The sequence below is a fragment of the Thalassorhabdomicrobium marinisediminis genome, assembly GCF_003072065.1.
In the GTDB taxonomy this organism is placed as follows: domain Bacteria; phylum Pseudomonadota; class Alphaproteobacteria; order Rhodobacterales; family Rhodobacteraceae; genus Octadecabacter; species Octadecabacter marinisediminis.
The window spans coordinates 140,104-166,319 of the sequence record NZ_QCYG01000008.1 but is presented as its reverse complement, the minus strand read 5'-3'; the positions used below and the strand labels follow the sequence as shown (position 1 = coordinate 166,319).

Here is a 26,216-nt window from a genome sequence, read left to right as displayed (position 1 = left end):
GCCCTCGCCCCCAATCAAACGAAATTCCAAAGGAGCTAAAACATGGCTGCTAAAGACGTAAAATTCGGGACCGACGCCCGCAATCGCATGCTCAACGGCGTGAACATCCTTGCGGATGCGGTCAAAGTGACCCTCGGCCCCAAAGGCCGCAACGTGGTGCTGGAGAAGTCCTTCGGCGCCCCGCGCATCACCAAGGACGGTGTTTCTGTCGCCAAAGAGATCGAGCTTGAGGACAAGTTCGAGAACATGGGCGCGCAGATGGTCAAGGAAGTCGCATCGCGCACCAACGACGAAGCCGGTGACGGCACCACCACCGCGACGGTTCTGGCTCAGGCCATCGTCAAGGAAGGCATGAAGGCTGTTGCAGCCGGCATGAACCCCATGGACCTCAAGCGCGGCATCGATCTGGCGACCTCGAAGGTTGTCGAGTCCATCAAAGCCGCAGCCCGCAAGGTCGAGAACTCCGACGAAGTGGCCCAGGTCGGCACGATCTCTGCCAACGGCGAAGCTGAAATCGGCCGCCAGATCGCAGACGCGATGCAGAAAGTCGGCAACGAAGGCGTGATCACTGTCGAAGAGAACAAGGGTCTGGAAACGGAAACCGACGTTGTCGAAGGCATGCAGTTCGACCGCGGCTACCTGTCGCCCTATTTCGTCACCAACCCCGACAAGATGACGACCGAGCTGGAAGACTGCATCATCCTGCTGCACGAGAAGAAGCTGTCTTCGCTGCAGCCAATGGTTCCGCTGCTCGAGTCCGTGATCCAGTCCGGCAAGCCGCTGCTGATCATCGCGGAAGATGTTGAAGGCGAAGCGCTGGCGACCCTCGTGGTCAACAAGCTGCGTGGTGGTCTGAAGATCGCTGCCGTTAAAGCGCCCGGCTTCGGCGACCGTCGCAAGGCCATGCTGCAGGACATCGCCATTCTGACCGGTGGTCAGGTGATCTCCGAAGACCTCGGCATGAAGCTGGAGTCCGTGACCATCGACATGCTGGGTTCGGCCAAGCGCGTTGCGATCACCAAGGACGAAACCACCATCGTGGACGGTGCCGGCGACAAGGCCGAGATCGACGCACGCGTGGCGCAGATCCGCAACCAGATCGAAGAGACAACCTCCGACTACGACAAGGAGAAGCTGCAGGAACGCGTGGCCAAGCTGGCTGGCGGTGTTGCCGTGATCCGCGTGGGCGGCATGTCCGAAATCGAAGTGAAAGAGCGTAAAGACCGTGTCGATGACGCGCTGAACGCGACCCGCGCTGCGGTTCAGGAAGGTGTCGTCGTCGGTGGCGGTGTGTCCTTGGTTCAGGCCGCCAAGAGCCTTCAGGGCCTTGAGGGTGCGAACTCCGACCAGAACATCGGCATCAACATCGTGCGCAAGGCGCTGGAAGCGCCGCTGCGTCAGATCGCCGAGAACTCCGGTGTGGACGGCTCCGTCGTGGCGGGCAAGATCCGCGAGAGCGACGACAAGACCTTTGGGTTCAACGCGCAGACCGAAGAATATGGCGACATGTTCAAGTTCGGCGTGATCGACCCTGCCAAGGTGGCCCGCACCGCGCTGCAGGACGCAGCTTCCGTGGCCGGTCTGCTGATCACCACCGAAGCCATGGTTGCCGACAAGCCCGCCAAAGAGGGCGCAGCCCCCGCAGGCGGCATGCCCGACATGGGCGGCATGGGCGGCATGATGTAAGATGCGGCCCGGGCTTTGCCCAAATGGCTAAAGACAACAGGGGGCGTTCCGAAAGGAGCGCCCCTTTTCGATGTTACCGCAGGATCAACTCCAACGGATCATAGACCGGCGCATCGCGATCGCCCCAGGCCACCGCCGCCAGCGATTTGGGCCGCACGGTGAGCCTCTCCATCTCGTCGCGCGTTACCCAGCGCCGCGCGGTGACGATCTGCTCGGGGTCCTGCCAGCCCGCATCCAGCGCCCCTGCGGTGAGGGTGCAGCGAAAGAACACCTCAACCTGATGATAACTCCGCTCGGGGTCGTGGAACTCGTTCAACAGGCAAGGCGCGCCGATGCGCACGGTCAGGCCGGTTTCCTCGTATATCTCGCGGGCGAGATTGTCCGGCAGGCACTGATGTGGATCGGCCCCGCCGCCGGGCGCGCACCAGAGATCTTCGCGCCCTTTGTAGGCGTTCACCAGCAGCAGCCGGTCGTCGTGCAAAAGGATGCCCCGGGTGGCAAGACGGATGGCGGGTTTTCGCGGCGGCAGGTCTGACATGGGCGCAGACTGGCGCGGGACGCATGATCGCGCAAGCGACACCTTACCTTCGCTGGAATTGGGCCTATGTTGGGGGGATGAAACAGATCCTCGCCACCCTTTTGTTGCTGATCGCCCCGCCCGCCTTTGCCGCGCAGGACGACTGTGTTGTGTTGCTGCACGGGCTGGCGCGGACCGAAACCTCGTTCCTGCCGCTGCAAGAGCTTCTGGAGCTCGAAGGCTACCACGTGGTCAACGACGGCTACCCCTCGACCAGCGCCGATATCCGCACGCTGGTCGAAGAAAACGTGCCGCAGGCCGTGGCGCAATGCGGCGACCGCAAAGTGCATTTCGTCACCCACTCCATGGGCGGGATTTTGGTGCGGGTTTACCTGTCCGCGGAACAGCCCGAACGGCTGGGGCGCGTGGTGATGCTGGGGCCGCCCAACGATGGCTCGCAACTGGTGGACGAACTGGGGGATCTGGAGCCGTTCGAGTGGCTGAACGGGCCTGCGGGCATGGAGTTGGGCACCCACGAAGACGACACCACCGGCGCGCCGCTGAGCCTGCCATGGCTCGGCGGAGAATTGGGAATCATCGCCGGGGACCGCACGTTGAACGCCTATTATTCCAGCCTGATCGACGGGCCCGACGACGGCAAGGTCAGCGTGGACTCCACCCGGCTGGAGGGCATGACCGAACATATCACCCTGCCGGTGACGCATACCTTCATGATGAACAATCCGCTTGTCATGCGGCAGGTGATGGAGTTTCTGGACAAGGGGCGGTTCGACCGGTCCCTGAGCCTTGTTGGCGTGATGCTGGGGCTGCAGTAGGGCGGCGACGGGAAGAGAGGGGGCGCTGCCCCCGGCGCTGCGCGCCTCCCCCGAGGTATTTTGAACCAGAGAAGGCGGGGTTATTTTGCGGGGCCGGTGACCGTATTGGTGTGGCCCATTTTGCGGCCCGGTTTCGCGTCCGCCTTGCCGTAGAGATGCAGCGCGGCATTGGTCTTCGCAATTTCGGGCACGCGGTCGATGTCCGCCCCGATCAGGTTCTCCATCACGACGTTGGAATGACGGCTGCCGTCGCCCAAGGGCCAGCCTGCAATGGCGCGGATGTGCTGTTCGAACTGGTCGATGGTGCAGCCGGCCTGGGTCCAGTGGCCGGAGTTGTGCACACGGGGAGCGATCTCGTTGACGATCAGGCCGGAGCCGGTGACGAAAAGCTCGACCCCCATGGTGCCCACATACTCCAGCGCGTTGAGGATATTCGCGGTGAGCAGGACAGCGTCGGTGCGCTGTGCGGGTGACAGGCGCGCGGGGACCGTGGTGCTGTGCAGGATGCCGTTGCGGTGGAGGTTTTCACCGGGATCGAAACAGGAGATCGCGCCATCCGCGGCGCGGGTGCCGATCACCGAGATCTCATGGCTGAAGTCGATGAAGCCTTCCAGCACCGCAGGCGCCCCGTTCATGGCCGCGAGGGCGGCTTCCGCGTCGTCGTCCGAGTGCAGCCGCGCCTGCCCCTTTCCGTCATAACCCAGCGTGCGGGTCTTGAGGATGGCGGGCGTGCCGATCCGGTCGATGGCGCTTTGCAGATCGCTTGCGGTTTTCACCGCGCTGAAGGGCGCGGTCTTGAGGCCGATGCGGGTCAGGAAGTTCTTTTCCAGCAGACGGTCCTGCGAGGTGGCGAGCGCCTTGCGGTTGGGGTGGATCGGGGTGATTGCCTCGATCACGTCCAGCGCATCGGTGGGGATGTTCTCGAACTCGAAGGTCACCACGTCGCAGGCTTGCGCAAAGGCGGTGAGGGCGTCGGTGTCGCTGTAGTCCGCCTGGTAATGAAAGTTCGACACATGGGAGGCCGGGCAATCGCCCTGCGGCTCAAAAATGCAGGTCTTGAAGCCGAGACGCGCGGCCGCGACCGAAAGCATGCGGCCCAGTTGGCCGCCGCCAAGAATGCCGATGGTTGCGCCGGGGCGAAGGGGGTCAGTCATCGGAGGGCTCCTGCGGGATCGAGTTGGAAAGGGCCGCGCGCCAGGCGTCGAGCCGCCCGGCAAGCTCCGCGTCCTGCAGGGCGAGGATGCCGGCCGCCATGAGCGCGGCATTCGCAGCACCGGCGGCCCCGATCGCCATGGTTGCGACGGGGTAGCCCTTGGGCATCTGCACGATGGAATACAGGCTGTCGACGCCGCTGAGCGCTTTGGTCTGCACCGGCACGCCGATCACCGGAAGGCGCGTCTTGCTGGCCATCATACCGGGCAGGTGCGCGGCCCCGCCAGCGCCTGCGATGATCACCTGCAGACCGCGGCCCGCAGCCTCGGTCCCGTAGGACCACAGACGGTCCGGGGTGCGATGGGCCGAGACAATCCTGGCTTCGTAGGGGATCGCCAGGTCATCAAGCAGTTGGGCCGCGTCGCGCAGGGTGGCCCAGTCGGACTGGCTGCCCATGATGAGGCCGACAAGAGGTGTCATAGAACGCGCCCTTTTTCCTGTTCGCGGCGGTTATAACGTGCTCGGGCACAGGCGCAATCGGCGAAGCGGCGCTGGCTCAGGCGATGATGTCGGGGGTCGTGCGGTCTTCGAGCACGGCGATCTTGTCTTTCAGGGCGAGCTTTTGCTTTTTCAGACGTTTGATCGTCAGCATGTCGGCTTTGCCGGTGTCTTGCAGGGCGTGGATCGCCTCATCCAGGTCGCGGTGCTCGCGGCGCAGCACCTCAAGCTCGATGCGCAGGACATCCAATTGGTCCATCGGGGTACTGCTGTTCATGGCGGCTCCGTCCATCAGGGGTGTGTGAGACCTGCAATGTAAGCGCTCCGGCCCTTTTTACAAAGCGAAACCGGCCCCGCGCATCTTGCAACCCGCGACGTCTGCCCCCATATTTTCCATGTGGTCGCCGCGAACGGGGCCGCGCACATTGACTGTCGCTTCGAAAAGGACGTGTCGCATGACGAAATTGACGTTGGGAACGCATCCGTTCCTGTTGGGCTTTGAAGAGCTTGAGCGCCTTGTGGAACGGACGGCCAAGTCCGGCAACGAAGGCTATCCCCCCTACAACATCGAACAGACATCCGGCACGTCGTACCGGATCACGCTGGCCGTGGCGGGGTTCGCTGAGGATGACCTGTCGATCACGGTCGAGGACAACCAGTTGGTGATCCGCGGGCGGCAGTCCGACGACAGCGAAGGGCGCGTGTTCCTGCATCGCGGGATCGCCGCACGGCAGTTCCAGCGCGCTTTCGTGCTGGCCGAGGGTGTCGATGTGGGCGAGGCGACCATGGAAAACGGTTTGCTGCATGTGGATCTGACGCGGGCGGTGCCCGAATCGGTGGTGCAGACAATCAACATCAGGAAGGGTTGAGTCATGGATACGAAGTTTGATTTCACGACATTGGGCGCGCAGCCGGAAGAGCGGCTGGTCTATGTCAAGGCCGTCGAAGTGGCGAGCCTGCCAGACGAGGTGCGCGAGGCGGCCGGCGATCTGGAACAGCTGTTTGCCGTGCATGACAGCGACGGGCAGCAACTGGCGCTGGTCGCCGACCGGACGCTGGCGTTCGTGCTGGCCCGTCAGCATGACATGACGCCGGTGACGGTGCACTAAATCCCGCCGGGGGCGCCCGGTGGGCCGCCCCTTGCGAGGGCGCGCGTTTTGGCGTTTTTGGCAGTCAGCCAAGGTTTGCACAGGATGCAGGATGCCAAAACACTCCCTATTCGAATTCGCCGGACACAACATTGAGCCGGGGAGCCGCCAGACGGTCGAGCTTCCGGTCTCGGTCCTGTCCGATCACACCCCCGTCAACCTCAAGGTCCACGTCATCCACGGCAAAAAGCCGGGGCCGGTGGTCTTTGTCAGCGCCGCTGTGCACGGGGATGAAGTGATGGGCGTTGAGATCGTCCGGCGGATGCTGCAGTCGGACCTTCTTGGCGGGCTGCGGGGCGCCTTGCTCGTGGTGCCCATCGTCAACGCTTTCGGCTTCCACAACCGCAGCCGGTACCTGCCGGACCGCCGCGATCTGAACCGGTCGTTTCCCGGCTCAGCGGGCGGGTCGTTGGCGTCGCGTCTGGCGGGAATTTTTCTGGAACAGGTGGTGATGCGTTGTGATCTGGGGATCGACCTGCATTCCGCCGCGATCCACCGGACCAACCTGCCGCAGGTGCGCGTCAGTGAGGGTAATGGCCGGACGATGGCGCTGGCCAAGGCCTTCGGTGCGCCGGTCATCCTGACCTCGGATCTGCGCGAAGGCTCGTTGCGGGCCGAGGCGAAGGCCGCTGGCGTCGACGTCCTGCTTTATGAAGCGGGCGAGGCCTTGCGGTTTGACGAGATGGCGGCGCGGGCCGGTGTGGCTGGCATTTTCCGCGTGCTGCGCGCGATGGAGATGCTGCCCGCTAAGGGCATAGCCAAGGCGCGCGTCGCCCCGTTGCTGTGCCGGTCGAGCCGATGGCTGCGCGCGCCCGCGGGCGGGCTGCTGCGCACCTATCGCGGCGACGGGGATGTGGTGGAGGAGGGCGATGTGCTGGCCTCGGTCGCGGACCCGTTTGGCGAGGCCGAGGTGGAGCTGATCGCGCCGATGGACGGAATCATCGTCGGCCGTGCGGTGATGCCCGTGGTCAACGAAGGCGATGCGGTGTTCCATCTGGCCGAGGTGCGCCACGACGACCCCGCGCAAGCGGTCGAGGATCTAGCCACCCAGTTGGAGAACTCGCCTTTGTTCGATGAGGATGAGATCATCTAGGCGGGGGCGTGTTTCGACACGAAAAAGGCGCCACCCGCTGGGGATGGCGCCTTTTGTATGTATGGGGCGAAGGTCACTCGGCCGCGATCAACCCCATGCTTTCCAGCTTCAGGATCACCTGATGCGCGCAGTTGTCGACGGCCACATTCTCGGTTTCGACCCGCAGCTCGGGATCCTCGGGCACGTCATAAGGGTCGGAAATGCCGGTGAATTCCTTGATCTTGCCTTCCCGCGCCAGCTTGTAGAGCCCCTTGCGGTCGCGGCGTTCACACTCTTCGATGCTGGTCGCGACATGGACTTCGACGAAGGCGCCGAAGTTTTCCACATCCTCACGCACCGCGCGGCGGGTGGTGGCATAGGGCGCGATGGGCGCGCAGATGGCGATGCCTCCGTTCTTGGTGATCTCGGACGCCACATAGCCGATGCGGCGGATGTTCAGGTCACGGTGCTCTTTCGAAAAGCCCAGCTCGGAGCTGAGGTTCTTGCGCACGATGTCCCCGTCCAGCAACGTCACCGGACGTCCGCCCATCTCCATCAGCTTGACCATCAGCGCGTTGGCGATGGTGGACTTGCCCGAGCCGGAGAAGCCGGTGAAGAACACGGTGAACCCCTGCTTGGAGCGCGGCGGGCGGGTGCGGCGCAGCTCTTTCACCACCTCGGGGAACGAGAACCATTCGGGGATTTCCAACCCTTCCTGCAGGCGGCGGCGCAGCTCGGTGCCCGAGATGTTGAGGATGGTGACGTTATCCTTGTCCTCGATCTCGTCAATCGCTTCGTATTGCGCGCGCTCGTCGACCCAGACCATGTGTTTGAAGTCGACCATTTCGATGCCCATCTCGGCCTCGTGCTCGCGGAACAGGTCCTGCGCATCGTACGGGCCGTAGAAATCCTCGCCCTTGGAGTTCTTGCCGGGGCCCGCGTGGTCGCGGCCGACGATGAAATGGGTGCAGCCGTGGTTCTTGCGGATCAGGCCGTGCCAAACAGCTTCACGCGGGCCGCCCATGCGCATGGCGAGGTTCAGCAGCGACATGGACGTCGTGGACTGGGGATATTTGTCGAGCACTGCTTCATAACACCGCACGCGGGTAAAATGATCGACGTCGCCCGGTTTGGTCAGGCCCACGACGGGGTGGATCAGCAGGTTGGCCTGCGCTTCGCGGGCGGCGCGGAAGGTCAGTTCCTGATGCGCGCGGTGCAGCGGGTTGCGGGTCTGGAAGGCCACGACCTTGCGCCAGCCCATCTTGCGGAAATAGGCGCGCAATTCGTTGGGCGTGTCGCGGCGGGCGCGGAAATCGTAGTGCACGGGCTGCTGGATGCCGGTCACGGGGCCGCCAAGGTAGATCTTGCCCGCCTGATTGTGCAGGTAGTTCACAGCAGGGTGGGCCTGATCGTCCGCACCGAAAACCTTTTCGGCTTCGCGGGATTTGTTCGGCTCCCAGCGGTCGGTGACGGTCATGGTGGCGAGGATCACACCTTCCTGGTCGCGCAGGGCAATGTCCTGACCGATCTCGAGCGAGGCGGCGAAATCTTCGGAGACGTCAAGGTTGATCGGCATGGGCCAGAGCGTGCCATCGGCCAGACGCATGTTGTCCAAAACGCCGTTGTAATCCTCTTCGTTAAGAAAGCCCTTGAGCGGGTTGAAGCCGCCGTTCATCAGCAGTTCCAGATCGCAGATCTGTCGCGGTGTCAGGTCGTGGGAGACCAGCTCGCCTGCTTCGACTTTCAGCTTTTGCGCAGAGTCGTAAGAGACATAGAGCTCGGGGATCGGGGCGAGGTTGTGTTCCATCAATTTGGTCCTGTTGTTCAAGGGAGTATGACCGGAGGCCGCCCCGGTGAGCTCGGCATGGAGCGCATCGTATTCGGCAAATTTCCGGTGGAGGAATTGGGTGGTCAGGCGCTCTTTCTCGGCTTGGCCACGGGGGGTGATCGCATAGGCATTGCGCGCGCGCTTGTCGGGTCCGTTGCGGGCGGTGACTTCGACCAGCCCGCCTTCGGTCGCCTGTTTCAACAGGCCGTTGAGCCGCCCCAGCGACACACCAATGGCTGCCGCCATCACCCGTTGCGACGCCTCGGGCGACTGGTCCACCTGACGCAACAGGCGGAACATCTGATCCTCATGCTCGGAGGTGGATTTGATCGTGGACAGGCCCATGACGCGCGACTCAGCGTTTGTTCACGCGCGAACATACACATAAAGTTTGTTCACGCCAGAACAAACTTGGCGCCAGCAGCAATTTGCCGGGCTATGTTACAGGGGCGCAGGCCTAGGCTTCGACCTTGGCCCCGTAGCCCAGCGGCAGGGAGGTGTCCTTGCCGCCGTCGATCTCGACATCGTCGCCCTGTTCGGCCAGCCAGCGCTCAACCTCAAGCGCGGCCATGCAGCCCATACCGGCAGACGTCACGGCCTGACGGTATTTGTAGTCCGTCAGGTCGCCCGCCGCGAAGACGCCGGGGATCGAGGTTTCGGTGCTGTCGGGCTTGGTCACGACATAGCCGCCCATGTGCGTCTCGAGGTGGTCCTTGACCAGCTCGTTCGCGGGGGCGTGGCCGATGGCGATGAACACGCCCTTGGCGGGGATGTCCGTGATCTCACCGGTCTTGACGTGTTTGACCTTGATGCCTTCGACGCCCAGCGGATTGTCGGCGCCGTACACCTCTTCAAGTTGATGATCCCAAAGCGGTTCGATCTTGGGGTTCTTCATCAGCCGGTCGATCAAAATCTTCTCGGCGCGCAACTCGTCACGGCGGTGCACCAGCGTCACCTTGGACGCGAAGTTGGTCAGGAACAGCGCCTCTTCCACGGCCGTGTTCCCGCCGCCGACGACAACGATTTCCTGATTGCGGTAAAAGAACCCGTCACAGGTGGCGCAGGCGGAGACGCCGAAGCCCTTGAACTTCTCTTCGGTGTCCAGCCCCAGCCATTTCGCCCGCGCCCCGGTGGCGAGGATGATCGCATCGGCCACGTATTGCGTGCCGCTGTCGGACTGGCAGACGAAGGGCCGTTTCGAGAAATCGATCGAGGTGATGATGTCGCTGATGATCTCGGTCCCCATGGCGCGGGCGTGGGCCTCCATGCGCAGCATCAGGTCGGGGCCCTGCACCTCGGTGTCGCCGGGCCAGTTCTCAACCTCGGTCGTGGTGGTCAACTGGCCGCCCGGTTCAATCCCCTGCACAAGGATCGGTTCCAGCATCGCGCGGCTGGCATAGACCCCCGCGGTGTAGCCCGTGGGGCCGGAGCCGATGATCAGAACTTTGGTTTTGCGGGTCTCGGCCATGGGGAACTCCTTTGTGCTCGGACCCGATATAGTCAGCAAGCGCCGCGGGGAAAAGGGGGACCGCATCGGACCAAAGCACGCATTATTCTTGCGGAATTGCGAAACATTGTTGCGCATTTCGGGGCGCTGGCGTATGAAACACGACAGCCAACAGGAGATGCGCCCAACTATGCCCGGACAGAAGCTGGATGAGATCGACCGGATGATTCTTGCGCAATTGCAGGCAGACGGGCGAATGACGAATGTGGAACTGGCCAAACGGGTCGGGATTTCCGCGCCGCCGTGCTTGCGGCGGGTGCGCACGCTGGAGGAGCAGGGCTTCATCCGCGGCTATCACGCCGACGTCAACGCGCGCGAACTGGGGTTCGAGGTGCAGGTGTTCGCGATGGTCGGCCTTGTCTCGCAGGCGGAAACGGACCTGAGCGCCTTTGAGCAGAAGTGCAAGGGCTGGCCGCTTGTGCGCGAATGCCACATGCTCAACGGTGAGGTGGATTTCCTGCTCAAATGCGTGGCACCGGACCTGCGCACTTTTCAAAACTTCCTGACCGAACAACTCACCAGCGCCGACAACGTGGCGAGCGTGAAAACCTCGCTGGTGATCCGCGGCGCCAAGGATGAGCCGGGTGTGCCCTTCGATGTTCTGGAAGAGCGTTTGGCGAAAGACGCCTAAAGCTGGCCCTAGGCAACCACCCCGAAATCAAGGTCGTGCAGCGATAGGCGCGGGTGCATGAGCATGCCAAAATCCTCGATCCGGGTGACATGGGGAAACAACGACAGGTAAAGCGCCAGCATCTCGCCGCGCAGGTTCAATTCATGCCGCGCGCCGGGGTTGTGGCTGTCGACCTCGACCCCGTTCACGACAAACCGTTCGTGATTAGTAAAACCAAGCTGGAAGACCTGAACCGAGGTCTGCGGCGTCACTTCGACCACGTTCACTCCATCGACAAAATCCACCGCCGGCACGAAGGCCGCCGGATGGCCCGTGACGCGTTCCAACGTGGGCGAGCGGTGATAGAGCCGTGCTGACGGGCCCAGCAACAGATCGGGCATGGGGCGACCGATGCCCAATGCGTCCGAAGCCAGCCGGATCAACCGGCCCATCCGCGGGTTCTGCCCCTGCACGTTCGGGACCAGCGTCATCGAGCCGCGCCACTGCACGGGCTGAAAGCCATTGGTTACGGTGTTGACCTCGTCACCGGGCAAGATGTCTTCAATGGCGACGATGCCGCGCCGCGTTTTAATAAGCGCACCCCGCGCAAGTGCTGCGAAACTGTCCTCGAACGCGGCATGGGCGGGCGCGACCCGCGTGAAATCGTCGATGTCTCCGTTGGGAAGCAAATGGACGACCTCATACCGGCGCATCAAACGCTGCGTCTGCTGAGGCCGTCCGTCTGTTTGAGCATACCGGGCTGAGGAGGCCACCGGTGCGGTCGTGTCAGGCGCCGCCGCGGCTGCGGAGGCAAAGGGGCTTTTCTTCATCATGCGATCACCTGTTCTAGGTTGTCACATCATCTGTCGGCCCCCACCGACAACATCTGAGGAACGTTGCTTTGAACCAAATGTGACCGATCCGATGGGAAAAGGTCAAACTTTTTGCGGAATTTATCGGATGTCGGCGTCAATCGCCGCTTCAGCGTCGGATTGTTCGCGAAGCGGTGACGGGATTGCCACAATTTGCGCCGGTCGGGCGGCGGCAGGGCCGTCGAGAACGAGAATCGCCGCCCCCGGAATGCAAAACAGGGGCGGCGATCCGGGGCTGCGCACTAGGTCGGCGGCAGCGGGCGTGAATTCTTTAGGCGGCCGGGCGCGTGTTGTGCGGAGGGGCTACCTTGGGGGCTACCTCGGGCGTGGCTGCGGCACGGCGGCTGGCGATGAAAGCCTCACGGCGCAACCCGCGTTCCCAGGGGAGCTTCACGGTGCAGGCGGCGGCGGCTTGCTGGGTGGACTTGATCCAACGGGGAGACTTGGTCATGGCGGGGCCTCATGGGGTTCGTTGCTGCGTGTTAGGGTTAATCTCGCAGGGCAAAGGGGCATGAATTTGGCCGCGCGTCGGGAAAATCGCGCCCCACCGGAGGTGCGTGGCGGCGGAATGTGGCACGGGGGCAGAGCAGCGGTCGCGCGCGAATCGGTCAAATTTTAAGGGTTCGGCAACAATGCGGGGGCAGGGCCCGTGATTGTTTCGCGCAAACTGGGGCCGTCGCGTGGCGGGCCCCGCCGCAAAGCCGTCAAAGTCCGGGCGTGTCGTCGTGGCTGTTCAGCGTGATTGCAGCCATCATCCGACCGTAGTCCGCATCCTTGTTATGGGTCGCCCGGCGGTAGCTGAAGAATCGCGCCGGATCGCTGTAGGTGCAGTGGCGCGTCCACTCCGCCGCCCCCACACCGGCGGTGCGCAGCCGGTAAAGCCCAAGTGCGGGCAGGTCGAACAGGAATTTGCCATTCGCGCCATTGACGAAGAACCGCGCAAAGGCCGGATCCTCGGCGATGAAATCTTCGAAGAACTCTGGCCCCACTTCATAGGCGCGCTGGCTGATACAGGGGCCGATCACCGCGTGGATATTCTCGCGCGTGGCGCCCAATGCCTCCATAGCCTCAAGGGTGGCTTCCAGCACGCCCCCCAGCGCGCCCTTCCACCCCGCATGGGCCGCGCCGATCACGCGGGCCTTGTGGTCGGCAAAAAGCACCGGCTGGCAATCGGCGCTCAGCACGCTCAGGGCGATGCCCGGCGTGCGGGTGACGAGCGCATCGGCCTTGGGGCGTTCGGTTAGCGGTGCTGTAACGGTGACCACATCGGCCGAATGCACCTGATAGACCCCCATGAGGTCGGGCGCCTCGACCCCCAGCGCTTGGGCCACGCGGGCGCGGTTGATCGCCACCGCTTCGTGCTGGTCGGTGCTTCCGGTGCCGCAGTTCAGACCTTCGAACACGCCGGACGACGCACCGCCCCGGCGGGTGAAGAACCCGTGTCGACAAGGGGCAAGGTTGTCCGAGGTGATGATATCGAGTGTCATGGCTCCAATCCGGCGGGCGGTGGGGCGCCGTCGGGATAAAGCCCCATCACTTTGAACAGGGAACCCATTTCTTGCGGGGCCGTCAAGCGGCGGTGTGCGGCGATAAGGTTTTCGAGCGCATCCCCTGCAAGCCCGGCGGCAAGTCTTTGCGACCGATCGGTGATGCCGAGCCGTTCCAGAAACACCCCTTGCGGGGCAAGGCGGGTGAAGCGGGCCGGGGCGGCGGCCCCGGCAAGGGCTTCGAAGTCCACATGGGCGGTGATGTCGGCCCGCCCCGGCGCAGTGAGAGGATCGACCGGCGCGTGATCCTGCACCGCCTGCACGGTGTCCCCCAAAGAACGCCAGTCGCCGTAATCGATGATAAGCGCCGCTCCGCCACGGGCCGCGATCCGCTGGGCGATCTGCGCGGTGATTTCGGGCAGGGCGGGGCAGGTCTCGACGATGTCGCCGCCGCGGGTGTCGTCCAGCCGGTGGGTGAGCCTGTCTTCGGCGCGGGGGCGCGACCAGCGCCGGATAAAGGTCGTGCCGTCCTGATCCACCAGCGCCTCGCGCCAGCCATCGCCGTCCCGCCGGAACTGGCGCACGGGCAGGGCGTCGAAGAATTCATTCGCGACAAGGAACAGCGGCAGATCGGGCAAGTCGGAGGCCGTGTCGTGCCAGGTGGTGCCGCCCGGAAGCCGGCGGGCCTGTTCAGCCCGCAGGGCGGGCGAGGTTTCGACCAGATGGAGCCGGGCGGCTTCGGCAAAACCCGGCACCCGGGCGGTGGCGCGCAGAATGTCGGCCATCAGCGTGCCGCGTCCAGGGCCGAGTTCGGCCAGCGCGAAAGGGGTCGGGCGGCCCTGATCCATCCAGGCCTGCGCCAGAGACAGGCCCACAAGCTCGCCGAACATCTGGCTGATTTCCGGCGCGGTGGTGAAATCCCCGGCCGCCCCCAGCGGGTCGCGGGTGGTGTAATAGCCATGCTCCGGATGGCCCAGCGCGGTGGCCATGAAGTCGTGCAACGGGATCGGGCCGCTGTCTTCGATTCTGGCGCGCAGAATGTCCGCCAGCGCCGTCATGTGCGGTTGCGAGTCCAGACCACGAGCGCCAGCCCCGCCAGAATCATCGGCAGCGACAGGGCCTGCCCCTGTGTCAGCCCCCATGTGCCGAAGTCATAGGCCCAGCCCACGGGATTGTCCGGGCTGGTGAACTGCGCATCGGGCTGGCGGACGAATTCCACCAGAAAGCGGGCGACGCCGTAGCCGATCAGAAACACCGCCACGAGGGACCATCGCCGCTTCAGCCAGCCGCGCCGGAAGGCGAGGAACAGGATCACCGCGCCAAGGATCAAGCCTTCGGTCAGGGCCTCATAAAGCTGGCTGGGGTGGCGCGCGCAAAGGCCGGCCACGTCGGGGCAAAATTGCGCGGCCTCACCGGGGAAAATCACACCCCAAGGCAGGTCCGTCGGCCGGCCCCAAAGCTCGGCGTTGATGAAGTTGGCGATGCGGACCAGAAAGATTGCCGGTGTCGCCGTCAGAGCAAGGATATTGGCCACATCCCCCAGCGCCGCGCCGTAACGCCGCGCGCACAGAATGACCGCGACGCTGACGCCGATAAAGCCGCCATGAAACGACATGCCGCCATCCCAGATGCGCAGGATCTGCAACGGGTTCTCGCGAAATTGGCCGTCCCCGTAGAACAGCACGTAGCCCAGCCGCCCGCCCGCGATCACACCGATGATGATCCAGGTGAGCAGGTCTTCGATCTGTTCGCGCGACAGGGGCGGCGTGTCGTGGCGCCACAGGGCCGGGCGTTTGCTGGCCTGCACCGCGATCCACCAACCGATGAGGATGCCGACAATATACCCCATGGCATACCAGCGCAGGGCGAAGGAAAAGCCGAACAGCGAGATGGTAAAGATCTCGGGCGAGATATCGGGAAAAGGGATACCGGTCATGGGCCTCTTAGGGCGACTGGGGCGGGCGATGTCAACAGTATGCACGGTCACAAGCCCGCAAGGCGTGCGCGAAAACCGGTGCTTTGGGTTGTTCTGGGGGCGAACCCTCCCATATATCAGGGCAGAGCCAAGGAGAGAGTGATGCAGACCCGTAACAAAGTATTCGATGATTTGTCGCAACTGATGACCAATGCCATGGGCGTGGCGCAAGGCGCGAAGGATGAAGCGTCGAACGCGGTGTCCGGCATGATGGACCGCTGGCTGGCGGAGCGGGATTTCGTCACCCGCGAGGAGTTCGACGCCGTGCGTCTGATGGCCCAGAAGGCCCGCGAAGAGAATGCGTCGCTGCTGGCGCGGATCGAGGCGCTTGAAGCCAAGCACGAGAAGTGACGACCGCTTTTGGTCGAAGAATGATGCGGGGCCGCCGTTGGGGTGGCCCTTTTGCGTGGTGGCAGGCGCGCGCGGGCGGACCGGGGCGCTGCCCCGGACCCCGGGATATTTCTAAAGCAAAGATGGGGCGCGGCGTGCTGTGAGGGGCGCGGCGCACTTTACCATGGGCGCAGGCGGGCCTATAAGGCGCTGCATGAGCCTTTGCGCGTTCCAGATTATTCGAATTATATCCCCGGCGTCGTGACCCCCACACGCCGGACGAAGGTGTTTGACGTGATGCGCACCGCCCCCGATATCCCTAGATTGACCCTGCAAAAGGACGCCCGAAATGTGCGCCGACACCCCCGAGACACTTGACTATAAAGACACGCTGCATCTGCCCCGCACCGATTTCCCCATGCGGGCCGGCCTGCCCAAGCGCGAGCCCGATTGGCTGGCGCGCTGGGCCGAGCTTGGCGTTTATGAAAAGCTGCGCGAGAAAGCAAAAGCCGAGACGCGCCAGCCGTTCACGCTGCATGACGGCCCGCCCTATGCCAATGGGCACCTCCACATCGGCCATGCGCTCAACAAGATCCTGAAAGACATGGTGGTGCGCAGCCAGCAGATGATGGGGCGCGATGCGCGCTACATCCCCGGCTGGGACTGTCACGGGCTGCCGATCGAGTGGAAGATCGAAGAGAAGTATCGCGAGAAGGGCCTTGATAAAGACGCCGTGGACGTCGTCGAGTTTCGGCAGGAATGCCGCGACTTCGCCGCCGGCTGGGTCGATATCCAGCGTGACGAGTTCAAACGACTCGGGATCACCGGCAATTGGGACGATCCCTATCTGACGATGGACTTTCACGCCGAGCGGGTGATCGCCGAGGAATTCCAGACCTTTTTGATGAACGGCACACTGTATCAGGGCTCGAAGCCCGTCATGTGGTCGCCGGTGGAGCAGACTGCGCTGGCCGAGGCGGAGGTGGAATACCACGACAAGGAAAGCTTCACGGTCTGGGTGAAGTTCAAGGTGACAGGTTTCGACCTGCCCGATCTGGACATCTCGGGCGAGGAAGCCCCCATCGAAGACCGCGAATCCGTGGCCGAGATCGAGGCGCAGGTGGCGCAGGAGTTCGTCGGAGCCTCGGTTGTGATCTGGACGACGACGCCCTGGACCATCCCGTCCAACAAGGCGGTCGTCTTCGGGGCCGACTATTCCTACGGGCTGTATGAAGTGACCGACACGCCCGAAGAATGCTGGGCCGAGGTGGGGGAGCGGTTCCTGCTGGCCGACAAGCTGGCGGCGGACGTCTTCGCCAAGGCGCGGCTGGAAGAGGGGCAGTGGCGGCGGGTGCGCGATGTCACGCCCACGCAGCTTGAGGCGATGACACTGGCACATCCTTTGGCAGGGGTCGAGGGATCGCAGGGCGAATGGGATGCGCCACGCGATTTCCGCGCCGCCCCCTTCGTGACCGACGAGGAAGGCACCGGCTTCGTGCATTGCGCCCCGTCCCACGGGATGGAGGAATTCGAACTCTACCGCGATCTGGGCATGCTGCAGGAGGTTATCACCTATAACGTGATGGATGATGGCACCTTCCGCGAAGATCTGCCCTTTTTCGGCGGCAAGCGCATCCTGCGCGAGAAGGCCAAGAAGGGGAACTGGGAAGGCGATGCCAACGCGGCAATCATGTCCAAGCTGGCCGAGGTTGGCGGGCTTTTGGCACGTGGCAAGATCAAGCACTCCTACCCCCATTCGTGGCGCTCGAAAGCGCCGGTGATCTATCGCAACACGCCGCAATGGTTCGCCGCCATCGACAAGGCTGTGGGCGACGGACAGGACACCTATGGCACGACGATCCGCCAGCGCGCGCTGACCAGCATCGACGAGTTGGTGACCTGGACCCCGCAGAAGGGCCGCAACCGGCTGTATTCCATGATCGAAGCGCGGCCCGACTGGGTGCTGAGCCGCCAACGTGCCTGGGGCGTGCCGCTGACCTGTTTCGTCAAGAAAGGCGCCAAGCCCTCGGATGACGATTACCTGCTGCGCGATGAGCGGGTGAACGCCCGCATTCTTGAAGCCTTCGAGGCCGAAGGGGCGGACGCCTGGTACAAGGACGGCGCGAAGGCGCGGTTCCTGGGCGCGGATTACGATCACGACGCCTATGAGCAGGTGATGGATATTCTTGATGTCTGGTTCGATTCCGGCTCGACCCACGCCTTCACCCTGCGCGACCGTGAGGATGGCTCAGACGATGGCCTGGCCGATCTTTATCTGGAAGGCACCGACCAGCACCGCGGCTGGTTCCATTCCTCGATGCTGCAGGGCTGCGGCACCATGGGGCGCGCGCCCTATCGCGGGGTGCTGACCCATGGGTTCACGCTCGACGAGAAGGGCATGAAAATGTCCAAGTCGCTGGGCAATACCATCGTCCCCGAAAAGATCGTCCAGCAATATGGCGCGGATATTCTGCGGCTTTGGGTGGCGCAGGTCGATTTCACCAATGACCAACGGATTGGGGATGAAATCCTGAAAAACGTTGCCGACAGCTACCGCCGTTTGCGCAACACCATGCGGTTCATGCTTGGCTCGCTGGCCGACTACGATCCGGCCCGCGCCGTGGCGCGCGAGGACATGCCCGAGTTGGAGCAGTTGATCCTGCACAAGCTGGCGGTGCTCGACGGTGTCGTGCGCGAAGGCTATGCGAAATACGACTTCCAGGGCGTGTTCCGCGCGATCTTCGACTTCGCCACGCTGGACCTGTCGTCGTTCTATTTCGACGTGCGCAAGGACGCGCTCTATTGCGACGGGGATACGCAGCGGCGGTTTGCGGCGCTTACGGTGCTGGATGCCCTTTATCAGCGGCTGACCACCTGGCTTGCGCCGATCCTGACCTTCACGATGGAAGAAGTCTGGCTTGAACGCAACGGGCCGGAAACCTCGGTGCATCTGGTGGATTTCCCCGAGACCCCTGCGGACTGGCGCGACGATGTGCTGGCCCAACGGGCGGAGACGGTGCGCGCGGCGCGGCGGGTGGTGACAGGCGCGCTGGAAGAGCAGCGCACGGCCAAGGTCATCGGCTCCTCGCTCGAAGCGGACCCGACGGTCTATCTGTCGCCCGAGCTGGCACAGATCATCACCGATCCCGACACCTTCGCGGATCTTTGTATCACCAGCCAGATCGAGCTGGTCGAAGGGGCAGCACCCGAGGGGGCCTTTACCTCGGACGAGATTGCAGGCGTTGCCGTGGTGTTCGACCGGGCGGAGGGGCAGAAATGCGCGCGCTGCTGGAAGATCTTGCCGGACGTGGGCACCCACGCCCATGCCGGTGTCTGTGGCCGTTGCGACAAAGCGCTAAGCTGACGGCTTGGTCAGCGACGCGGATATCGAAGCGTCGCTGATGCAGCACGCGATTGCACGGGGGGCGGACAAGAGCTTCTGCCCCTCGGAGGTGGCGCGGGCCTTAGCCGATGACTGGCGGCCCTTGATGCCACGGGTGCGGACCTGCGCGGTGCGTCTGCGCCTGCGCGCGACGCAGCAGGGCGCACCGGTCGATCCGCTCACCGCGCAGGGGCCGATCCGGCTGAGCCTTGCGCAGGATCCGGATTGATCGCGATCACCGCTTGAGGTGGGGTCCTGATCTAGCGGTGCGTCAGCCGTCCGGCCCGTGCACCGCCTGTTGAGCTGCCCCTGCAACCAGCAGATAGACCGAGGTGATCATTAGCCCCCAGAAGACGACTGGATCGGGGCGGAACCCTTCCCAAGCGGCCATTCCGGCGAAGACCGTCCAGAGCAGCGCCACCGGAAGCGACACCATCCGCCACCGCTTCGTGCGCACCGGGTGGATGAATTTGACCGGCAGGAACATCGCCACGGACAGCACCGCCACCAGCACCAAAGAGACCCACCACGGCGGGGTCAGCGCGAACAGCACCAACACGAGCATGTTCCAGCAACCGGGGAAGCCCGCGAAGGAATTGTCGCGGGTTTTCATGCGGGTATCGCAGAAATACAGGGCCGAGGTATAAGTGATGACGATCACCGCCACCCATCCGGACCAGCCATCCATCATCCCCGAGGCATAAAGCGCATAGGCGGGGATAAAGACATAAGTCAGATAGTCGATGATCAGATCAAGCAGAACGCCGTCGAACTGCGGCGCATAGCGCTTGACGTCGTAATGCCGCGCCAAAGGCCCGTCGACACCATCCACTGCAAAGGCGACGATCAGCCAGACGAACATCATGTCCCAGTCCCGCTGGATCGCCTCGAGCATGGCGAGCATGGCGAAGACTGCGCCGGTGGCGGTGAACAGATGCACGGCCAAAGCTTTGGCGCGGAGCCGGTTCTGGGGGTCGGTTGTCTGTGTCATGGCAATCTCATGCCGGAAATGCGGGCAGGGCGCAACACGCAGCAGGCAGGGGTGCGAAATTCACGGATCGGACCGGGCACCGGCGGCCTTGGGGTGCGCCTTGTCGTAAACCTCCATCAGCCGTGCGGTGTCCACAGCCGTATAGGCCTGCGTGGTGGACAGCGACGCATGGCCCAGAAGCTCTTGAATCGAACGCAAATCACCGCCCGCGTTCAGCAGATGGGTCGCGAAACTGTGGCGCAGGGCATGGGGCGTGGCGGTGGCGGGCAGGCCAAGCTGCATCCGGGCTTGCGCCATGACCGACTGGATCGCCTTGGGGTAAAGCGGCCCGCCGCGCGCGCCCCGAAACACCGGCGCCTCCGGTTCCGCCGGATAGGGACAGGCCCGCAAATAGGCACTGACCGCGCTGCGTGCCGCCGGGATCACCGGCACCAAACGCTCCTTGCCGCCCTTGCCGCGGATCCGCAAGGTCTCGGGCAGGGGGACGTCGGCCCCGGTCAGGCCCAGCGCTTCGGAGATACGCAGCCCGCAGCCATAAAGCAGTGTCACGACCGCCACATCCCGCAGGGCGATCCACGGCGCGCGGGCCTGCATCTCGACCGTGTCGATCATCGCGCGGGCCGCATCCACCGCCAGCGGGCGGGGCAGCTTCTTTTGAAACTTCGGCGACCGGGTGGTGAGGACCGCCGTAGGCTCGAACCCTTCGCGCTCGGCCAGCCAGCGATAGAAGGATTTCACCGCCGAGAGGGACCGCGCCAGCGACCGCGCCGCCACGCCACGCGCGCGCTCATGGGCCATCCACGACCGCATGTCCGACACCGTGATGCGCGAGACCGGCCCCAGGCCCTGCGCCGCCCCGTTGTGCTGCGTCATGAAGCCAAGAAACCCCAGAACGTCCGTCTGATAGGCGCTCAGGGTGTTCTCGGCCGCACCGTTCAGGCTGCGCTGCTGCTCCAGCCATTCGCCCAAAGCCTCGCTCAGCGCGGCCGAGACCATCAGCTCAGCCAGTGGCGCATGACCCGTTCGAACACGCCGGCGAAAAAGGTCAGAAGATCGGTGCCCTGTTGCGGGGTGAACTGGTGCGGGTCTTCGGCGCCAAGGATCAGCATCCCGGGCAGGCGCCCCTCACCAAGGTTGAGCTGCAAACAGGCTTCCGAGCGGATATAGGCGGCCTTTTCGCCAAAAATCGCGGTGTCGTCGGTCTTGACCTGACGCAATGTCACCTGCCGCGCAGGTGCCGAACGGCCGTGGGTGATGTAGTTGCGCACGAAGCCGGGTTCCGCGATCGACAGCACGTCGCTCAGCCGGGCGATGGCCGGATCGGCCTCCCCGCTCGAGGATTCCAGAATAAGCCGCACCGCATCCACCCGCAGAATATCCGCCACGTCGCCGCGCAGATCGCGCAGGAAGCTCTCGAACTTGCCCGCATCCATCATCCGCAGGATCGCGCGGTGAACTTGATTGGTTCCGGCGAGATTCTCGTAAGCGGCGGCAATAACGTTGCGATGGGTGTCCTCAAGCCGGTCTAGCCGGGATTCCAGCCGCTCCATCGCGATGCCACGCAAATCGACGATATTGCCGCCCAACGATTTCTCGTTCGCTGCCACCAGCGCCCGCATCAGGTCCTGATCTTCAAGAATGGCGTCCGGATCGGACAGGATTTTCGACCGCAGCGCTTCGGTCAACAGGGCGTCACTACTCATACTCGGCTCGTTCTTGTTGATTGGCCAAGGGTGTAACAGACCCCGCGCGGGTGCGGCCAGTGCAATCTGGCGCAATCACAAAGTGTTGCCGCTTCGCACCCCGCCCCGCTTCTTTGGTTCGCAAATACCTCGGGGGGACGCCGGAGGCATCCGGCGGGGGGGCTGGCCCCCCACCGCATCGGGTCAGACGATCTTGATGTTGGCTTTCTGCGCGTCCTTCACAAAGGCATCCAGCCCCTTGTCGGTCAGCACGTGGTTGGCCATCGCCTTAATGACATGGGGCGGCGCGGTGGCCACGTCAGCGCCGATCTTGGCACATTCGCTCATGTGGTTGGCGCTGCGGATCGAGGCGGCAAGAACCTGCGTGTCGAAGCCGTAGTTGTCATAGATCGTGCGGATATCCTCGATCACCTCAAGCCCGTCGAGGTTGAGATCGTCGAGCCGCCCGATGAAGGGCGAAATGAAGGTCGCCCCGGCCTTCGCGGCCAGCAGCGCCTGATTGGCCGAGAAACACAACGTCACGTTGACCATGTGCCCGTCGTTGGACAGCACCTTGCAGGCCTTCAGCCCGTCCCAGGTCAGCGGCACCTTGACGGCGATGTTGTCGGCGATCTTGGCCAGCTTGCGGCCCTCTTCGATCATGGCGTCGGCCTCAAGCGCGATCACCTCGGCCGAGACGGGGCCGTCGACGAGATCGCAAATCTCCTTGGTGACCTCAAGAATATCACGGCCGGACTTGGCGATGAGCGAGGGGTTGGTTGTCACGCCGTCCACCATGCCCAGTTCGTTAAGCTCGGTGATGGCGTCGATTTCGGCGGAATCTACGAAGAATTTCATGGCAGCGCTCCGGTGTTAAATGCGTTTGCCGTAGCCATATCCTATCGCAGAGGGCGCGGAAAGGGCCGGTTGTGCCGCGCCCGTGGCAGGTGTCTAATGTGCCGGTCAGAAACGAGGCCGCGGATCCGGTGGAATGATTGTGGGTATGAGCAGCAGGTCTAGAGACGATTTCAAGCCGGTGCGGGCGGCCCGCCCGGGCGGCGCGGCCGGGGTGGTGCGGGCGTGACGCAGGAGTTTTTCGACGAAGGCGCACTGGTGGGCGTGTTGACCACCCAGCCGCTGGACCGGGTGCTGGACTACAAGGCCCCCGAGGGTGGCTGCTGGCTTGGGGCGTTTGTCGAGGTTCCCTTGGGGCCGCGCAAGGTGTTGGGCGTGGTCTGGGGGCCGGGCCGGGGGGATTGGGACATCTCCAAGGTGCGCGCGGTCAACCGGGTGCTGGACGTGGTGCCCATGGCCGACGAGATGCGCCAGTTTCTGACCAAAGCGGCCGATTACACGCTGACCCCGATGTCTGCGATGCTGCGGTTGGCCACCCGTGCGCCGGGGCTGGGCGACGCCCCGTCGATGCGCAAGGTTTACCGTCTGGGCACCGCCGAGCCCGAGCGAATGACCGACGCGCGGCGCAAGGTGCTTGAGGTGCTGCGCGACTATGGCGGCCTTGCGTTCACCTTGAAAGAGGTGGCCGAGATGGCGGGGGTGACGCCTTCAGTGGTCAAGGGCCTCGTGAAGCTTGGCGCGGTGAGCGAGGAGGACAGCCCCCGCGATCTGCCCTATCCCCGCCTTGATCCGGAGTATGGCAGCAAAGAGCTGACCGAGGATCAGCAGGCCGGTGCGCAGGTGTTGCGCGATGCGGTGCGCTCGGGGCGCTACGGCACGACCCTGCTCAAGGGTGTCACCGGGTCGGGCAAGACCGAGGTCTATCTTGAAGCGGTGGCCGAATGTCTGCGCCAAGGGCGGCAGGCGCTGGTGCTTTTGCCGGAAATCGCGCTCACCTCTGAGTTCATCACACGGGTCGAGGCGCGCTTCGGCCACAAGCCTGCGGAATGGCACAGCGGTGTCACCATGACCGAGCGGCGCCGCTGCTGGAAAATGGTGGGGCAGGGCGAGGCGCAGCTGATCGTCGGCGCGCGCTCGGCGCTGTTCCTGCCGTTCCGCGATCTGGGGCTGATCGTCGTCGATGAAGAACACGACACGTCTTACAAGCAAGAGGACGGCGTGCTTTACAACGCGCGCGACATGGCGGTGTTGCGGGCCTCGCTCAACAGCGCGCAGGTGGTGCTGGCCAGCGCCACGCCTTCGCTGGAAAGCTGGGCCAATGTGGAGGCGGGCAAATACCGGCGGGTGACGCTCACCTCGCGCTATGGGGCGGCGGTGCTGCCCGAGATGACCGCCATCGACATGCGCAGTGAGGATTTGCCGGGCAGTCGCTGGGTCTCTCCGAGTTTGCAGGCCAAGGTGCAGGCGCGGCTGGAGCGGGGCGAGCAATCGCTGCTGTTCCTCAATCGGCGCGGCTATGCGCCGGTGACGATCTGTCGGGCTTGCGGCCACCAGATCGGCTGCGACGACTGCGATTCGACGATGGTGGAGCACCGGTTCCTCAAGCGTCTGATGTGCCACCAGTGCGGCGAGACGAAACCGATGCCGACGGTCTGCCCCTCGTGCGAGGTCGAGGACAAGCTGGCCCCCGTGGGTCCGGGTGTCGAGCGTATGGCGGAAGAGGCGCAGGCCCTGTTTCCGCAGGCGAAGATCGCGGTTCTATCGTCGGACCTTTATGGCTCGGCGCGGGCGTTGAAAGAGCATATCGAGGCGATCGCCCGGGGCGATGCGGATGTGATCGTCGGCACCCAGCTGGTGGCCAAGGGGCACAATTTCCCCAAGTTGACGCTTGTGGGGGTGATCGACGCCGATCTGGGGTTGCAGGGCTCGGACCTGCGCGCAGCCGAGCGCACGTTTCAGTTGATGCGGCAGGTCGCGGGGCGGGCCGGACGGGCCGAAGCGGCGGGCGAGGCTGTGTTGCAGACCTTCCAGCCGGAGCACCCCGTCATTCGCGCCATTCTGGGCGGCGATGAAGAGGCTTTCTGGGCCGCCGAAGCCGGCGAGCGTCGGGCCGCGGGCGTGCCGCCCTATGGCCGGATGGCGGGGATCGTGCTGAGCAGCCCCAACGTGCAAGAGGTCTTCGATCTGGGCACCGCCATGGCGCGACAGGACGGCCCCTTGCGCCAGATTGGCGCGCAGGTCTTCGGACCCGCCCCCGCGCCCATTGCAAGGATTCGGGGGCGGCACAGGGTGCGCTTGCTGGTGAAGGCCGAGAAAGGCGTGCCGCTGCAACAGGCGCTTGCGGCCTGGGCCAAGCAGTTCAAGCTGCGCGGGGATCTGCGGATGGCAATCGATATTGATCCGCAGAGTTTCTATTGACGGACGTAAATGGGGCTCTGCCCCGTCCTTCGGACTCCCCGGGATATTTGTGAAGCAAAGATGAGCGGGCAAAGGGTGAGGCGCGGACGGGCAATTGCGGGTTCGACAAATCCGCCGGGCGGGCGTAAAGCCATGGCATGAAAACCATGACCCTTTCCGAGGCGCAGAGCCTGCCGCGGTGGCGCCGCCCCGTGGCGTTGCTGTTTCTGATGGCCGCCGCGATGCCGGTGGCCTTTGCCACATGGTCGGCGCTGCTCAACAACTTCGTGATTGAAGTGGCGGAGTTCGACGGGTCCGACATTGGCTGGCTGCATACGGTGCGCGAGATTCCGGGCTTTTTCGCCATTGGCGTCATCGTTCTGTTGATGCTGTTCCGCGAACAGGTGCTGGGGCTGGTGGCCCTGTGTCTGCTGGGGGTTGCGACCGCGCTGACCGCGCAGTTTCCCAGTCTGGGCGGCATCCTTACGATCACCATGCTCAGTTCCATCGGGTTCCATTATTACGAGACGGTGAACCAGTCGCTGCAGCTGCAATGGCTCGACAAGCAGCGCGCGCCGCAGACGCTGGGCTGGATCATCGCCGCCGGATCGGGGGCGACCTTTCTGGCCTATGTGCTGATCGTGCTGACGTGGGAGGCGCTGGGCCTGTCCTATTCGGTGGTTTATTGGGTCTCCGGCGGGTTGACCGCTGCGGTCGCGGTGTTCTGCCTGTTTGCCTATCCCCAGTTCGAAAGCCCCAATCCGCAGCTGAAATCCTTCGTGCTGCGGCGGCGCTACTGGTTGTATTACGCCTTGCAGTTCATGTCCGGCGCGCGGCGGCAGATCTTTGTGGTCTTCGCGGGCTTCATGATGGTCGAGAAGTTCGGCTTTGCAGTGCACGAGATCACCGCGCTGTTCCTGATCACCCTGATCGCCAACATGGTCTCGGCCCCCCTTGTCGGGCGGGCGGTCGGCGTGTTCGGAGAGCGCAACGCGCTGGTGTTCGAATATATCGGGCTGGCGGCGATTTTCTTTCTGTATGGCGGGCTGTATTACTTCGGCTGGGGCGTGGTGCTGGCGGCGGCGCTTTACGTGTTCAACCACATCTTTTTCAGCTTGGCGCTGGCGCTCAAGACCTATTTCCAGAAAATCGCCGACCCCGGTGACATCGCGCCCACGGCGGCGGTGGCCTTTACGATCAACCACATCGCGGCGGTCTTTCTGCCGGCGCTGCTGGGGTATTTGTGGCTGACCTCTCCGGGGTTGGTGTTTCTGGCGGCGGCGGGCATGGCGCTGGTGTCGCTGACGCTGGCGTTGATGATCCCGCGCCACCCCGAAGCCGGGAACGAGACCATATTCGCGCACCTGCGGCGCGCCCAACCTGCGGAGTAA

The 26,216-nt window shown here is 64.0% G+C and carries 26 protein-coding genes; 11 read left to right on the top strand and 15 right to left on the bottom strand.

Translation table 11 applies throughout. The features are described 5' to 3' along the window. Positions 1-42 precede the first annotated feature (42 nt). Positions 43-1,686: a chaperonin GroEL gene (groL, locus tag DC363_RS13560; RefSeq protein WP_108641692.1), complete on the top strand. Its 1,644-nt coding sequence runs from the start codon at positions 43-45 to the stop codon at positions 1,684-1,686. A gap of 73 nt (positions 1,687-1,759) precedes the next feature. Here groL and DC363_RS13555 read toward each other — a convergent pair whose 3' ends face one another. Continuing rightward, positions 1,760-2,224 carry an NUDIX domain-containing protein gene (locus tag DC363_RS13555; RefSeq protein ID WP_108641691.1) on the bottom strand — a complete coding sequence of 155 codons (465 nt, stop codon included), beginning with the start codon at positions 2,222-2,224 and terminating at the stop codon, positions 1,760-1,762. Between the two features lie 77 nt (positions 2,225-2,301). Between DC363_RS13555 and DC363_RS13550 the strand changes: the two genes are divergently transcribed. Next, the gene (locus DC363_RS13550; RefSeq protein WP_108641759.1) at positions 2,302-3,039 is read left to right on the top strand and encodes an esterase/lipase family protein; all 738 of its coding nucleotides are present in this window, start codon (positions 2,302-2,304) and stop codon (positions 3,037-3,039) included. A gap of 80 nt (positions 3,040-3,119) precedes the next feature. Here DC363_RS13550 and DC363_RS13545 read toward each other — a convergent pair whose 3' ends face one another. The 3 genes from DC363_RS13545 to DC363_RS13535 all read right to left on the bottom strand — a co-directional run bounded on the left by DC363_RS13545 (position 3,120) and on the right by DC363_RS13535 (position 4,966). Continuing rightward, on the bottom strand, positions 3,120-4,193 hold the full coding sequence (locus tag DC363_RS13545) for a 5-(carboxyamino)imidazole ribonucleotide synthase (RefSeq protein WP_108641690.1): 1,074 nt from the start codon (positions 4,191-4,193) through the stop codon (positions 3,120-3,122). After that, positions 4,186-4,671 (bottom strand): 5-(carboxyamino)imidazole ribonucleotide mutase, encoded by a 486-nt coding sequence (purE, locus tag DC363_RS13540; RefSeq protein ID WP_108641689.1) that lies wholly within the window; start codon positions 4,669-4,671, stop codon positions 4,186-4,188. The genes DC363_RS13545 and purE overlap by 8 nt, the downstream gene beginning before the upstream one ends. A gap of 76 nt (positions 4,672-4,747) precedes the next feature. Continuing rightward, complete coding sequence (locus DC363_RS13535) at positions 4,748-4,966, bottom strand: YdcH family protein (RefSeq protein WP_196778429.1); 219 nt, start codon at positions 4,964-4,966, stop codon at positions 4,748-4,750. Positions 4,967-5,144: 178 nt separating this feature from the next. Between DC363_RS13535 and DC363_RS13530 the strand changes: the two genes are divergently transcribed. From DC363_RS13530 to DC363_RS13520, 3 genes are all read left to right on the top strand, one after another. After that, the gene (locus DC363_RS13530) at positions 5,145-5,558 is read left to right on the top strand and encodes an Hsp20 family protein (RefSeq protein ID WP_108641687.1); all 414 of its coding nucleotides are present in this window, start codon (positions 5,145-5,147) and stop codon (positions 5,556-5,558) included. Positions 5,559-5,561: 3 nt separating this feature from the next. After that, the gene (locus tag DC363_RS13525) at positions 5,562-5,798 is read left to right on the top strand and encodes a DUF1150 family protein (protein ID WP_108641686.1); all 237 of its coding nucleotides are present in this window, start codon (positions 5,562-5,564) and stop codon (positions 5,796-5,798) included. Positions 5,799-5,889: 91 nt separating this feature from the next. Next, the gene (locus DC363_RS13520; RefSeq protein WP_108641685.1) at positions 5,890-6,930 is read left to right on the top strand and encodes a succinylglutamate desuccinylase/aspartoacylase family protein; all 1,041 of its coding nucleotides are present in this window, start codon (positions 5,890-5,892) and stop codon (positions 6,928-6,930) included. Positions 6,931-7,003: 73 nt separating this feature from the next. Here DC363_RS13520 and DC363_RS13515 read toward each other — a convergent pair whose 3' ends face one another. Both DC363_RS13515 and trxB read right to left on the bottom strand, forming a co-directional pair. Then, complete coding sequence (locus tag DC363_RS13515) at positions 7,004-9,082, bottom strand: bifunctional sulfate adenylyltransferase/adenylylsulfate kinase (RefSeq protein WP_108641684.1); 2,079 nt, start codon at positions 9,080-9,082, stop codon at positions 7,004-7,006. 112 nt (positions 9,083-9,194) lie between these two features. After that, positions 9,195-10,205 (bottom strand): thioredoxin-disulfide reductase, encoded by a 1,011-nt coding sequence (gene trxB / locus DC363_RS13510; protein ID WP_108641683.1) that lies wholly within the window; start codon positions 10,203-10,205, stop codon positions 9,195-9,197. Positions 10,206-10,374: 169 nt separating this feature from the next. Here trxB and DC363_RS13505 point away from each other — a divergent pair, with 169 nt between their 5' ends. Then, positions 10,375-10,875: an Lrp/AsnC family transcriptional regulator gene (locus tag DC363_RS13505; protein ID WP_108641682.1), complete on the top strand. Its 501-nt coding sequence runs from the start codon at positions 10,375-10,377 to the stop codon at positions 10,873-10,875. An 8-nt stretch (positions 10,876-10,883) separates the two neighbouring features. On the opposite strand, the gene DC363_RS13500 is transcribed toward DC363_RS13505, so the two are convergent. From DC363_RS13500 to lgt, 5 genes are all read right to left on the bottom strand, one after another. Continuing rightward, a complete protein-coding gene (locus DC363_RS13500) occupies positions 10,884-11,687 on the bottom strand; it encodes a Hint domain-containing protein (RefSeq protein ID WP_241963002.1) in 804 nt (267 codons plus the stop codon). A gap of 310 nt (positions 11,688-11,997) precedes the next feature. Then, positions 11,998-12,177: a hypothetical protein gene (locus tag DC363_RS13495; protein WP_108641681.1), complete on the bottom strand. Its 180-nt coding sequence runs from the start codon at positions 12,175-12,177 to the stop codon at positions 11,998-12,000. A gap of 253 nt (positions 12,178-12,430) precedes the next feature. Beyond that, the gene (gene pgeF / locus DC363_RS13490) at positions 12,431-13,213 is read right to left on the bottom strand and encodes a peptidoglycan editing factor PgeF (protein ID WP_108641680.1); all 783 of its coding nucleotides are present in this window, start codon (positions 13,211-13,213) and stop codon (positions 12,431-12,433) included. Then, positions 13,210-14,271, bottom strand: coding sequence for a class I SAM-dependent methyltransferase (locus tag DC363_RS13485; RefSeq protein ID WP_108641679.1), 1,062 nt, complete (start codon positions 14,269-14,271; stop codon positions 13,210-13,212). The genes pgeF and DC363_RS13485 overlap by 4 nt, the downstream gene beginning before the upstream one ends. Then, positions 14,268-15,149, bottom strand: a complete 882-nt coding sequence (lgt, locus tag DC363_RS13480; protein ID WP_108641678.1) for a prolipoprotein diacylglyceryl transferase — start codon at positions 15,147-15,149, stop codon at positions 14,268-14,270. The genes DC363_RS13485 and lgt overlap by 4 nt, the downstream gene beginning before the upstream one ends. Positions 15,150-15,290: 141 nt before the next feature. On the opposite strand from lgt, the gene DC363_RS13475 reads away from it, so the two are divergent. The 3 genes from DC363_RS13475 (at position 15,291) to DC363_RS13465 (ending at position 19,129) form a co-directional block, all read left to right on the top strand. Next, positions 15,291-15,539: an accessory factor UbiK family protein gene (locus DC363_RS13475; protein ID WP_108641677.1), complete on the top strand. Its 249-nt coding sequence runs from the start codon at positions 15,291-15,293 to the stop codon at positions 15,537-15,539. Positions 15,540-15,867: 328 nt separating this feature from the next. After that, positions 15,868-18,882 (top strand): isoleucine--tRNA ligase, encoded by a 3,015-nt coding sequence (gene ileS / locus DC363_RS13470; RefSeq protein WP_108641676.1) that lies wholly within the window; start codon positions 15,868-15,870, stop codon positions 18,880-18,882. Between the two features lie 4 nt (positions 18,883-18,886). Beyond that, positions 18,887-19,129: a DUF3253 domain-containing protein gene (locus tag DC363_RS13465; RefSeq protein ID WP_277871188.1), complete on the top strand. Its 243-nt coding sequence runs from the start codon at positions 18,887-18,889 to the stop codon at positions 19,127-19,129. 42 nt (positions 19,130-19,171) lie between these two features. Here the strand turns inward: DC363_RS13465 and DC363_RS13460 are convergent, their stop codons facing one another. The 4 genes from DC363_RS13460 to fsa all read right to left on the bottom strand — a co-directional run bounded on the left by DC363_RS13460 (position 19,172) and on the right by fsa (position 22,431). Beyond that, entirely contained in the window at positions 19,172-19,891 is a 720-nt protein-coding gene (locus DC363_RS13460) for a CDP-alcohol phosphatidyltransferase family protein (protein WP_108641675.1), read from the bottom strand. 60 nt (positions 19,892-19,951) lie between these two features. Then, positions 19,952-20,887 carry a tyrosine recombinase XerC gene (locus DC363_RS13455; RefSeq protein WP_108641674.1) on the bottom strand — a complete coding sequence of 312 codons (936 nt, stop codon included), beginning with the start codon at positions 20,885-20,887 and terminating at the stop codon, positions 19,952-19,954. Beyond that, positions 20,887-21,594: a DUF484 family protein gene (locus DC363_RS13450; protein WP_108641673.1), complete on the bottom strand. Its 708-nt coding sequence runs from the start codon at positions 21,592-21,594 to the stop codon at positions 20,887-20,889. The genes DC363_RS13455 and DC363_RS13450 overlap by 1 nt, the downstream gene beginning before the upstream one ends. 183 nt (positions 21,595-21,777) lie before the next feature. After that, positions 21,778-22,431 carry a fructose-6-phosphate aldolase gene (gene fsa, locus DC363_RS13445; protein ID WP_108641672.1) on the bottom strand — a complete coding sequence of 218 codons (654 nt, stop codon included), beginning with the start codon at positions 22,429-22,431 and terminating at the stop codon, positions 21,778-21,780. 222 nt (positions 22,432-22,653) lie between these two features. On the opposite strand from fsa, the gene DC363_RS13440 reads away from it, so the two are divergent. Together DC363_RS13440 and DC363_RS13435 are read left to right on the top strand one after the other, a co-directional pair. Next, on the top strand, positions 22,654-24,846 hold the full coding sequence (locus DC363_RS13440; protein ID WP_108641671.1) for a primosomal protein N': 2,193 nt from the start codon (positions 22,654-22,656) through the stop codon (positions 24,844-24,846). A 137-nt stretch (positions 24,847-24,983) separates the two neighbouring features. Further along, positions 24,984-26,216 (top strand): MFS transporter, encoded by a 1,233-nt coding sequence (locus DC363_RS13435; protein WP_108641670.1) that lies wholly within the window; start codon positions 24,984-24,986, stop codon positions 26,214-26,216.